General features: G+C 65.3%; 11 protein-coding genes. 5 read left to right on the top strand and 6 right to left on the bottom strand.

Annotated features, from left to right (window positions below; genetic code table 11):
- Window positions 1-248: 248 nt before the first annotated feature.
- Window positions 249-638 carry a hypothetical protein gene (locus JQ572_RS33530; RefSeq protein WP_211387114.1) on the bottom strand — a complete coding sequence of 130 codons (390 nt, stop codon included), beginning with the start codon at window positions 636-638 and terminating at the stop codon, window positions 249-251.
- Window positions 639-927: 289 nt separating this feature from the next.
- Between JQ572_RS33530 and JQ572_RS33525 the strand changes: the two genes are divergently transcribed.
- Window positions 928-1185, top strand: a complete 258-nt coding sequence (locus JQ572_RS33525) for a DUF2798 domain-containing protein (protein ID WP_211387113.1) — start codon at window positions 928-930, stop codon at window positions 1183-1185.
- Window positions 1186-1238: 53 nt separating this feature from the next.
- On the opposite strand, the gene JQ572_RS33520 is transcribed toward JQ572_RS33525, so the two are convergent.
- From JQ572_RS33520 to JQ572_RS33510, 3 genes are all read right to left on the bottom strand, one after another.
- Window positions 1239-3026, bottom strand: coding sequence for a chloride channel protein (locus JQ572_RS33520; protein WP_211387112.1), 1788 nt, complete (start codon window positions 3024-3026; stop codon window positions 1239-1241).
- Window positions 3027-3037: 11 nt separating this feature from the next.
- Window positions 3038-3691, bottom strand: a complete 654-nt coding sequence (locus JQ572_RS33515) for a class II aldolase/adducin family protein (protein WP_211387111.1) — start codon at window positions 3689-3691, stop codon at window positions 3038-3040.
- 170 nt (window positions 3692-3861) lie between these two features.
- Window positions 3862-4488 (bottom strand): MarC family protein, encoded by a 627-nt coding sequence (locus JQ572_RS33510; RefSeq protein WP_211387109.1) that lies wholly within the window; start codon window positions 4486-4488, stop codon window positions 3862-3864.
- 143 nt (window positions 4489-4631) lie between these two features.
- Here JQ572_RS33510 and JQ572_RS33505 point away from each other — a divergent pair, with 143 nt between their 5' ends.
- The 4 genes from JQ572_RS33505 (at window position 4632) to JQ572_RS33490 (ending at window position 8333) form a co-directional block, all read left to right on the top strand.
- Complete coding sequence (locus JQ572_RS33505) at window positions 4632-5201, top strand: YciE/YciF ferroxidase family protein (protein ID WP_211387108.1); 570 nt, start codon at window positions 4632-4634, stop codon at window positions 5199-5201.
- A 188-nt stretch (window positions 5202-5389) separates the two neighbouring features.
- Window positions 5390-5773, top strand: a complete 384-nt coding sequence (locus JQ572_RS33500) for an Hsp20/alpha crystallin family protein (RefSeq protein WP_211387107.1) — start codon at window positions 5390-5392, stop codon at window positions 5771-5773.
- 8 nt (window positions 5774-5781) lie between these two features.
- Window positions 5782-8172 carry an endopeptidase La gene (gene lon / locus JQ572_RS33495; RefSeq protein ID WP_211387106.1) on the top strand — a complete coding sequence of 797 codons (2391 nt, stop codon included), beginning with the start codon at window positions 5782-5784 and terminating at the stop codon, window positions 8170-8172.
- Window positions 8173-8177: 5 nt separating this feature from the next.
- The gene (locus JQ572_RS33490) at window positions 8178-8333 is read left to right on the top strand and encodes a hypothetical protein (protein WP_211387105.1); all 156 of its coding nucleotides are present in this window, start codon (window positions 8178-8180) and stop codon (window positions 8331-8333) included.
- Window positions 8334-8404: 71 nt separating this feature from the next.
- On the opposite strand, the gene JQ572_RS33485 is transcribed toward JQ572_RS33490, so the two are convergent.
- Entirely contained in the window at window positions 8405-8707 is a 303-nt protein-coding gene (locus tag JQ572_RS33485; protein ID WP_200512102.1) for an HU family DNA-binding protein, read from the bottom strand.
- Window positions 8708-9098: 391 nt separating this feature from the next.
- The gene (locus JQ572_RS33480) at window positions 9099-10331 is read right to left on the bottom strand and encodes an acetyl-CoA C-acetyltransferase (protein WP_211387104.1); all 1233 of its coding nucleotides are present in this window, start codon (window positions 10329-10331) and stop codon (window positions 9099-9101) included.
- Window positions 10332-10361 lie beyond the last annotated feature (30 nt).

Here is a 10361-nt window from a genome sequence, read left to right as displayed (position 1 = left end):
CCGACGCTGCCGCGTCCACCGCAAGCCCGGCTCGCGAACATGACGACCACAAGATCGCCCCTCAAGGATGAGCCGGGATGGCCGACACATACGCCAAAACCGAATTTCGATAAAGTGGAATATCTTTTTCAGAGAGGATTGACGCGCAGGCGACACAGGTCGGCAACGCTACGCCCGCGCGGAAGAAACAAGGGGCGGTGCAAAACACCGCCCCTTGGCGAGATCAAGACCGCGACGAGAACAGGCGCCTAATACGGCTGATAATAGCCACGCGGAGCGTAATAGGGACCGCCGCCATAATATCCCGGACTACCGTAGTAAGGACGCGGGCCATAATTGTAGTGGTCTTCATAGTATTCGCGGCGCTGGCTCTCCGCGATCGCACCTCCGATCAAGCCTGCCGCCACGCCCATGAAGGCGAGGCCTGCAGCGTTCGGGCCTCGCCGATAATAGCGGTGGCGGCGAGCGGCGCTGAAATCGGTGGCGTCCGATGAGGACTGGGCTGCGGCCGGTGCCTTTGTCGTCGCGGGTGACGCCGCAGACGAAGGCGGAACGGAAGCCGCAGACAAGGCGAGGCCTGCGAGCGCGGCAAGCGAGGCGCTGCGGACAAGTCTCAAACTTACGGTCCTATCACTCATTTCAATGTCCTCTGTTCTCACCAAAAGTGACCTAAGCAAACGAACCATAACGCGCAACCCACTGAAATGGTTTCGCGATCGCGGCAATCTGCCACGCTTTGAACGATTGTAAACCGAACGACCGGATGCAGCTTGAACCATCCAACCTGAGCGGATAATGAACAGCCGCGCCGTTTTTCGGTCGCCGTAAGCGTTTGACGTGAACCAACGCATCAACCGACGCCGTCGGGATCGATGCCATTTGCAGGGTTCAACGTGACTGACGCGTCCTTTTCCCAAGAGAAACCAGATGATTGCGGTTCGCAAACTGCCGGCGCGCTATGCGCCGATCGTGATGCCATTCGTGCTGTCCATCCTCATGACGGCCGTCGTGTCGATCATTTCCACGCTTCGGAGCCTCGGCGCTACGCCGGCGTTCCTCGCAACCTGGCCAGGCGCCTGGGCGCTGTCATGGCTGGTCGCCTTTCCGACGCTGCTGATGGTGCTGCCATTGGTCCGCCGGATCGTGGCTTGCCTCGTCGCCTCCCCATCTCAACCAGGCCGATAGCCGGCGCAGATTGCGGCGGCTGGCAAAGCCGACCTCGCCGGCCGGCGCGTCACTTACGACAGCGCGCCGAGCACGCCGCGCGTCGCCTTGTCGATCTCCTCGACATAGCGGCGGCGGGCGAAAGTCTCGGTAAGGAAGCCGACCACCTTGCGGCTGTCGGTGGAATCGACCACCGCCAGCATCTCGGCTTCCGCCTCGTCGAACACCGCCATCGCCGACTTCACGTTCATTTCCGGGATCAGCACGATCTCGGTCAGGCGCGCGAGTTCGATCACCTGGATTTCGTCGGCGATGCTGTCGAGATCGCCGGAGAACAGATCGGGCAGCAGGACGAGCCCGACATATTCGTCCGCATTGTTGACGATGACGATTCCAGGCCGCGAGCCCAGCGCGAATTCGCGGCGCACCGCGGCGATCGTCGTCGTCGACGGTACCTTGCCGACGTCGGAGCGCATCAGCCGCTCGACGGTGAGGTTGCGCAGCCAGCCGACGTCGTTGGCGCTGCGGATGGTCTCGCCGCGCAGGTGCAGACGCCAGGTCGAGAACGAGTGTCCGAACATGAAGCGAACGCAGATCGAGGTAACGATGCAGCCGGCCAGCACCACGGCGGTGACGTCGACGTTGCGGGTCATCTCGAGCACGAGGAACGACATGGTCAGGGGACCGCCGACGATGGCGACGCCGAGCGTCGCCATCCCCGTCAGCATCGCGACCAGCGGATCGATCACGAAGTTCGGGCTGACCAGCAACAGCACCGCTGCAAAGAACTTTCCGATCAGGCTCCCGACGAACAGCGAGGCAAAGAACAGCCCGCCGCGGAAGCCCGAAGCGAGCGAGATCAGGCAGGCCGTCACCTTCAAGGCGATGATCAGCGCGATCAGGCCGATCGTCATGTCGTGAAACAGATCGAGCACCATCGCGCCGTGGCCGGCCGCCAGCACCTGCGGCGTGAGAAGCGCAAAGCCGCCGACGACGAGCCCGCCGATCACCGGGCGCAGCCACACCGGCAGCCAGGCGAACAGGCGTTCGAACATCGATGACGAGCGCATCACCGCAATGCCGACGCCGCTGGTGACGAGCGCGAGCCCGATCAGCGCCAGATATTGCTCGACGCCGACGGCGCTGACCTTGGGTATTTCGAGCGAGTAGGGCGCACCGCCGAGCCATTGCGCGGTCAAGGCGCCGGCGAGCGAGGCGGCCAGGATCGGCGCGGCGCTGCCGACCGAATAGACGCCGACGATCAGCTCGCAGGCGTAGAAGGCCCCTGTGATCGGTGCTCCGAAGGCCGCCGCGATCGCCGCGGCGGCGCCGCAGCCGACGATCAGGCGAAGATCGTTGCGGCGAAGATTGAAGAACTTGCCGAGCAGCGAGGCGATGCCCGAGCCGATCTGGGTATAGCCGGCCTCGAGGCCGACGGAGGCGCCGCAGCCGTTCGAGATCAGCGTCTGGCTGGACACCACCACGCTGTCGCGCATCGACAGATTGCCGCCACGCAGCGCGTTCGCCTCGATCGGATCGACCGCGCTGGAAATCTTCAGCCGTCGCCGCCACCACTCCATGATGCCGAGCGCCAGGCCGCCCAGCGCGGGAGCGAGCAGCGCGGCCCAGGGGCTGATGCGCGTATTGGCGGACAGGCGGACGTCGATGGGAATGCCATAGATCACCACGTGCGCGATCTGCGCGATCTCGGCCATCAGGGTCACGATCGCGCCGGCAAGCGTGCCGATCACGAGGGCGAGCGGGATCAGATAGAATTCGTTGCTGCGCAGCAGCGCCCGCAGCCGAACCATGGTGCGGTTCGTCCCCTTGCGATCGACGAGATGTCTGATCCGCATGAACACCTGCTGCCGCCCTATCCTTCCGACATGCCGTAACCGGACATGCGCTGGCGGACCCGCTCGATCTCGGCGCTCGACAGCAGCGGCGGCTCTCCGATCTGGAGACAGCCGTGATATTGCCGCGCCAGCGTCTCGACCTCGACGGCGAGCCACATCGCCTTGTCCAGCGACTTGCCGATCGCGATCATGCCGTGATGGTCGAGCAGGCAGGCGAGCCGTCCCTCCAACGCCCGCACCGCATGGTCGGACAGCTCCACCGTTCCGAAGGTGGCATAGGGCGCGCAGCGGATGCTGTCTCCGCCGGCGGCTGCGATCATGTAGTGCACGGGCGGAATCTCCAGGCCCATGATCGCCAGGATGGTGCAGTAGGTCGGATGGGCGTGGACGACCGCGTTGACGTCGGGCCGGGCCTTGAGGATGTCGAGGTGGAAGCGCCACTCGCTGGACGGCTTCTGATCGGGCGCGTGCGAGCCGTCCATCGTCATCAGCACGATCTGGTCCGGCGTCATGGCCTCATAGGGCACGCTGGTGGGGGTGACCAGAAGCCCGCCCGCATGCCGGACACTGATATTGCCCGAGGTGCCCTGGTTGATGCCGAGCGCGTTCATGCGGCGGCAGGCGTCGATGATGGCCTGTCTCTTGACGAGTTCGTCCGCTGTCACCGACATCTCGATTTCATCTCGACTTCTTGGCGATGGGCGTTTGTGGGACGGGAAGTACGTCAAAGCAATGTGGCAGCGCAAGCGAAAGCGGACCGGATCGCCCGCGATCGCGCCAGCCGCCTCGAAGCATCATGAAATAATGATGAAAATCAACGCATTAGCAGATTGTCGCGGCCCTACGGCAGGCTTGCCCGGACGGCCGCGATCCCGTTGATCACGAACTGCACCGAATAGGCCGCGAGCAGCATGCCGAGCACGCGCGAAAGGACGGCGTTGCCGGTACGTCCGAGGGTGCGCGCGATCAGGTGAGCTGAGACAAAGCAGAGCATGCAGAGCAGGCACACGGAGAGCACGACCGCGATGATGATCGCGAGCCTCGGCCCGTAGCCGGCGTCGCCTGTCAGCAGCAGCGTGGTTGCGATCGCGCCGGGACCCGCCATCATGGGAATGGCCAGAGGGAACACTGCGACATCGGAGGCATGCTCCGAGCTTGCCTTGTCGGCCTCGCGGGCCTCGCGATGCGGACGGTCGCCGAAGATCATCTGGTAGGACACGCCGAACAGCAGCAAGCCGCCGGCGATCTGGAAGGCGGGGATGCCGATCCCGAGCTGGCGCAGCAGCCAGTTTCCGATCAGCGCGATCACCACCAGGATCGACGCCGCGATCAGCGGCGCGCGCAGCGCGATCGTGCGTTTGATCTTGTCGGGCATGCCTCCGGTCGCGGCGAGGAAGGCCGGCGCAAGGCCGACGGGATCGACCACGAGCAGCAGGGTCACGAAGGCCGACAGGGCGAAATCGAGCATGCGGATGGGTCTCACGCGAGGTGCAGCCGCAATCCATAACGGCTCGACTCGGCCTTCGCGAGGAACATTTGCCTCCGCAGAGGCTTGGTCGCGCGAGGATTGAGGACGGGAGCGCCTTCCCGTGCCCCTCAAGAGGAGGATTTATGGCTAAGCAAGCAAAGAAACGTGCGAACGCGAAAAAGACCGCGGCGCGCCGCCCGCATCAGGCGCCGAAGATGCTGAGCGACCTGTTCCTGGAGACGCTGAAGGACATCTATTACGCCGAGAACAAGATCATCAAAACGTTGCCGAAGATGGCGAAGGCGGCTCACTCCAAGCAGCTCTCCGCAGCCTTCACCAAGCATCTGCGGGAGACGCAGGGCCAGGTCAAACGGCTGGACCAGATTTTCAAGATGCTGGGCAAGCCAGCCCGCGGCAAGCCCTGCGAAGCGATCAACGGCATCACCGACGAGGGTGCCGAGATCATGAAGGACTTCAAGAACGCTCCTGCCCTCGACGCCGGCCTGCTCGCCGCAGCCCAGGCCGTCGAGCACTACGAGATCTCCCGCTACGGCACACTGCGCACCTGGGCCGAGGAGCTCGGCATGCCGGACGCCGCCAGGCTGCTCCAGGCGACGCTGGACGAGGAAGAGGCGACCGACCACTCGCTGACCGAGCTCGCCATCTCCGTCATCAATCTCGAAGCGGAAGAGGACTACCGCGCCGCCGCCTGAACGCGCCGCGCCCCCAATTGTTGCCTTCGGCGCCGCGGAACATCTCCGCTGCGCCGAAGGCGTCTGACTGCAAGGGTCTCCTCCGGTTCGAGGGACAGGCATGCTCCAGACGCGCGATGCTGGAATTTCAGGGAACCGTCCCCATATCCCCGTTTTCCAACCGTAGCGCCTTCCCCCGAGTTTTTGCCATGCAACCCAAAAATCCCCTCGACTGGATGCTGTCCGAAGCCCTGGACTCGCTGACCCGCGCCGAACGGCTGCGCCAGCAGTTCGGCCGCCAGGAAGCCTGCTGGGAGCCGCCGATCGACGTACTCGAGACCGAGCATGAGCTCCTGATCCTGGTCGCGCTTCCCGGCGTCAATCCCGACAATGTCGAGACGGCGATCCATGACGGCGTGCTCGTCATCTCCGGTCAGCGCACGCTGCCGCCGGAGCTTCGCAACGCCCGCATCCACCGGCTCGAGCTGCCGCAGGGGCGTTTTGAGCGCCGCATTGCATTGCCCCTTGGCCGCTACGCCATCAGCCGCTTCGTGATGGACGGCTGCGTCGCACTGCGCCTCGCCAAATCCTGAGGTCGATCATGGCCACCGAACAGATGAATACCGCACAGAGCAATTCCACCGAGTCCGACGTGAAGATCCCCGAAGACGCACTGATCATCATCCCCGTGCGCGAGATGGTGCTGTTCCCCGGCGCCATCGCGCCGATTGCGATCGCCCGGCCAAAGTCGGTCGCCGCCGCGCAGCAGGCGCTGCGCGAGCAGCGGCCGGTCGGCATCGTGCTGCAGCGCAGCCCCGAGACCGAAGAGCCGGGGCCGGACGACCTCTACCGGGTCGCGACCATCGCCAACATCGTGCGCTACATCACCGCGCCCGACGGCACCCATCACATCGTCTGCCAGGGCGTGCAGCGCGCGCGGATCCTCGACTTCCTGCCGGGGACGCCGTTTCCGGCCGCGCGGATCCAACAGATCCCGGAGCCGACCACGAGCTCGCCCGAGATCGAGGCGCGTGCGCTGAATTTGCAGCGCCAGGCGATCGAGGCGATCGAGCTGCTGCCGCAGGCGCCGCCGGAGCTGGCCGCGATGTTCCAGAGCACCACCGCGCCCGGCGCGCTTGCGGATCTGGCGACCTCGTTCATGGACATCAAGCCGCAGGACAAGCAGGAGGTGCTGGAAACCATCGACCTCGCCTTGCGGGTCGAGAAGGTGTCGAAGCATCTGGCCGAGCGGCTGGAGGTGCTGCGCATCAGCAACGAGATCGGCCAGAAGACCCGCGCCTCGTTCGACGAGCGGCAGCGCGAGGCGATCCTGCGCGAGCAGATGGCGACCATTCAGCGCCAGCTCGGCGAAGGCGACGGCAAGGCGGCCGAGGTCGCCGAGCTGACGGCTGCCATCGCCAAGGCCGGCATGCCGCCGGAGGCGGACGCGCATGCCAGGAAGGAGCTGCGCCGCTACGAGCGCATGCCGGAGGCCGCCGGCGAAGCCGGCATGGTCCGCACCTATCTGGACTGGCTGATCGAGCTGCCCTGGGCGCTGCCCGCGGAGAAGCCGATCGACATCAAGGAAGCGCGCCGCATCCTGGATGCCGACCATTTCGGCCTGGAGAAGATCAAGAGCCGGATCATCGAATATCTGGCGGTGCGCAAGCTGGCTCCGCAGGGCAAGGCGCCGATCCTGTGCTTCGTCGGCCCGCCCGGCGTCGGCAAGACCTCGCTCGGCCAGTCCATCGCACGCGCGATGGATCGCCCCTTCGTGCGCGTCAGCCTCGGCGGCGTGCATGACGAAGCCGAGATCCGCGGTCACCGGCGCACCTATATCGGCGCGCTGCCCGGCAACATCATCCAGGGCATCAAGAAGGCCGGCAGCCGCAACTGCGTCATGATGCTGGACGAGATCGACAAGATGGGCCGCGGCGTGCAGGGCGACCCTTCCGCCGCGATGCTGGAGGTGCTCGACCCCGAGCAGAACGGGACGTTCCGGGACAATTACCTGGGCGTGCCGTTCGACCTGTCGCGCGTGGTCTTCATTGCGACCGCCAATATGCTGGACCAAATCCCGGGCCCGCTGCTGGATCGCATGGAGCTGATCAGCCTCGCCGGCTACACCGAGGACGAGAAGCGGGAGATCGCGAAACGCTATCTGGTGCGGCGGCAGCTCGAGGCCAACGGCCTGACTTCAGACCAGGCCGAGATCGAGCCGGAGGCGCTGAAGCTGGTGGTCAAGGGCTACACCCGCGAGGCCGGCGTGCGTAACCTCGAGCGCGAGATCGGCAAGCTGTTCCGGCATGCCGCGGTGCAGGTCGCCGAAGGCACGGCGGCAAAGGTCGTGGTGACGGCAAAGGACATCGCCACCGTGCTCGGCCAGCCGCGTTTCGAGGGCGAGATCGCGCAGCGCACCAGCATTCCGGGCGTGGCCACCGGCCTTGCCTGGACGCCGGTCGGCGGCGACATCCTGTTCATCGAGGCCTCTCGCGTGCCCGGCCGGGGCGGTATGATCCTGACCGGCCAGCTCGGCGAGGTCATGCGCGAGAGCGTGCAGGCCGCACTGACGCTGGTGAAGAGCAAGGCCCCGCAGCTCGGGATCGATCCTCAGCTGTTCGAGAAGAACGACATCCACGTTCACGTCCCGGCGGGCGCAACCCCGAAGGACGGGCCGAGCGCGGGCGTTGCGATGTTCACTGCGCTGACGTCCCTGCTCACCAATCGCACGGTGCGCAGCGACACCGCGATGACCGGCGAGATTTCGCTGCGCGGCCTGGTGCTGCCGGTCGGCGGCATCAAGGAGAAGGTGGTGGCGGCGGCGGCCGCGGGATTGAAGCGGGTGATGCTGCCGGCGCGCAACAAGCGGGACTATGACGACATCCCGAAGAGCGCGCGGGACAACCTCGAATTCATCTGGCTGGAGCGCGTCGACGAGGCCATCGCCGCAGCGCTCGAGCCGGCCGAAGCCAAGGTCGAAGCGGCGGAGTGAATGCGATGAAGAAACTGCTGGAAAGAGCGAAGAAATCGCGGACAACGCAGCGGCTGCGCCGGCTGCTCGATCGCGCCATCGACGGGGTTCGCGATGGGCTCGCAGGACCCGGGCCGCGGCTTCAGCCGATCCCGGTCCGGGTGAAGCGCCGCAAAGGCTGAGCCCCTCCGCTTCAGCCCTCGCGGGTCATCGAACACAAAAGGCCCCCTCCTGCGAGGGGGCCTTTGCTTTATCAGGACACGGCGTCCTTGGCAGCCTTGACCGGGCGGGCGCGGACGATCTTCCGGGCCGGCTTGGCCTTGAACATCATCTCTTCACCCGTGAACGGGTTGGTGCCCTTGCGCGCCTTGGTCGCGGGCTTCTTGATGACCACGAACTTGGCGAAGCCCGGCACCAGGAACAGGCCGTTCTTCTTGAGCTCCTTGTGGCCGACGTCGGTCAGCGTCTCCATGACGCTCTTGACGTCGCGCTTGGAAAGCTCGGTGGCGGTCGCAATCTTTTCGATCAACTGCGATTTGGACATTTGGGCTGGCATCGTGTCTCCTCTGATTCGTTGCCGGTTGCATATTAGACCAACCGGCGAAGGCCTAGAGCCTTCTGCACAGTTTTGTCGCGGTTTTACGGGCTTTTTTGGCCCCCTGTGGCAAAAAACCCTGCTTTTTAGCTACTTCCTGAGCGGGAGGAGCCTCGGGCAGCGGATTTTACCTTGTTTCAAAGGCCCGCACGCAGCCTTGCTAAAGCTGATTCGATGCTTTCGACAAGCGACGACCGGCCTCTTTGTACGAGGAGGAGCGCGATTCACCCTGAAAAATAAGGCTAGATCGCATCGTGAGAGCTGGACTTGCGGAGAGTCCCCCTCACCCGGATCGCATCTGACGATGCAATCCGACCTCTCCCCGCAAGCGGGGAGAGGCGAAGAAGGAAGGCTAGACGCGCTCGATGATGACCGCCGGCGCCATGCCGCCGGCAGCGCACATGGTGACGAGCCCGCGCTTGAGGTCGCGCCGTTCGAGTTCGTCGAGCACGGTGCCGATCAGGATCGAGCCGGTGGCGCCGATGGGATGGCCGAGCGCGATCGAGCCGCCATTGACGTTGACCCTGGCGCGGTCGAGCTTGAGGTCGCGGATGTATTTTTCCGCGACCACCGCAAAGGCCTCGTTGATCTCGAACAGGTCGATGTCGTCGATGGTCAGCCCCGCCTTGGCCAGCACCTTGCGCGTCGCCGGCACCGGCGCGTTCAGCATCAGGGTCGGCGAGTCCCCCATGTTCGCCATCGCAACGACGCGGGCACGCGGCTTGAGGCCGTGCGCCCTGGCGTAAGCGGGCGAAGCGAGCAGGATCGCAGCGGCGCCGTCGACGACGCCGGACGAGTTGCCGGCGTGATGCATGAAGTCGATCTCGAGGTCCGGGTACTTCTGCAGGATCAGGCCGCGATAGGTCGTGCCCTTGTCGTCGAGCGCATGGTCGGCGATGGCGGGGAATGCCGGCTTCAGCGCGGAAAGCCCTTCCATCGTGGTCTGCGGCCGCGGATATTCCTCATGGTCGAGCGCGAGGCTGCCGTCCTCGCGATGCACCGGCACGAGGCTCTTCTTGAAGTGGCCGTTCGCCATCGCATGCGCGGCGCGCTTCTGGCTTTCGAGCCCGAGCGCATCGACGTCCGGTCGCGTGATGCCTTCGAGCGTTGCGATCGCATCGGCGCAGACGCCCTGGTGCGACTGCGGATGCCGCGCACGCAGGCGCAGATTGCCGCCGTCCATCATCATCGGACCGCCGCCGCGGCGTCCTTCCATCGACATCATCTCGCAGCCGCCGGCGATGACGAGGTCTTCCGCGCCCGCCATGATCGAGCTTGCAGCCATGTTGACGCTGGTGATGCCGGAGCCGCAGAAGCGGTCGAGCGTCACTGCGCTGGCGCGCACGTCGTAGCCGGCATCGAGCGCCGACATGCGGCCGAGATCGCCGCTTTGCGTGGCGACCTGCGCGCTGCAGCCCCAGACGATGTCGTCGACATCGGCGGTATTGATGCCGGTGCGCTCGGCGAGCGCGCGTAGCACCGTTGCGCCCAGCTGCTGCGGATGAATGCCGGAAAGTGCTCCCTTGCCGGCCTTGCCGACACCGCGCGGTGTCCGGCAGGCATCGATGATCAGCGCGTCAGCCATCGGCGTGTCCTCTTGTAATGAGTGTTGATG

It is taken from the genome of Bradyrhizobium sp. SZCCT0153, assembly GCF_018129995.1.
Classification (GTDB): Bacteria; Pseudomonadota; Alphaproteobacteria; order Rhizobiales; family Xanthobacteraceae; genus Bradyrhizobium; species Bradyrhizobium japonicum_G.
Note: the sequence above shows the minus strand (reverse complement) of the source record. Positions and strands in the feature narration are given on the sequence as shown.

What these genes read in the sequence shown, in the direction of transcription:
- JQ572_RS33525 (WP_211387113.1), top strand. Translation starts at nt 928, where the DNA reads ATGATTGCGGTTCGCAAACTGCCGGCGCGCTATGCGCCGATCGTGATG.
- JQ572_RS33480 (WP_211387104.1), bottom strand. Translation starts at nt 10,331, where the DNA reads ATGGCTGACGCGCTGATCATCGATGCCTGCCGGACACCGCGCGGTGTC.
- JQ572_RS33500 (WP_211387107.1), top strand. Translation starts at nt 5,390, where the DNA reads ATGCAACCCAAAAATCCCCTCGACTGGATGCTGTCCGAAGCCCTGGAC.
- JQ572_RS33530 (WP_211387114.1), bottom strand. Translation starts at nt 638, where the DNA reads ATGAGTGATAGGACCGTAAGTTTGAGACTTGTCCGCAGCGCCTCGCTT.
- lon (WP_211387106.1), top strand. Translation starts at nt 5,782, where the DNA reads ATGGCCACCGAACAGATGAATACCGCACAGAGCAATTCCACCGAGTCC.
- JQ572_RS33510 (WP_211387109.1), bottom strand. Translation starts at nt 4,488, where the DNA reads ATGCTCGATTTCGCCCTGTCGGCCTTCGTGACCCTGCTGCTCGTGGTC.
- JQ572_RS33505 (WP_211387108.1), top strand. Translation starts at nt 4,632, where the DNA reads ATGGCTAAGCAAGCAAAGAAACGTGCGAACGCGAAAAAGACCGCGGCG.
- JQ572_RS33515 (WP_211387111.1), bottom strand. Translation starts at nt 3,691, where the DNA reads ATGTCGGTGACAGCGGACGAACTCGTCAAGAGACAGGCCATCATCGAC.
- JQ572_RS33490 (WP_211387105.1), top strand. Translation starts at nt 8,178, where the DNA reads ATGAAGAAACTGCTGGAAAGAGCGAAGAAATCGCGGACAACGCAGCGG.
- JQ572_RS33485 (WP_200512102.1), bottom strand. Translation starts at nt 8,707, where the DNA reads ATGCCAGCCCAAATGTCCAAATCGCAGTTGATCGAAAAGATTGCGACC.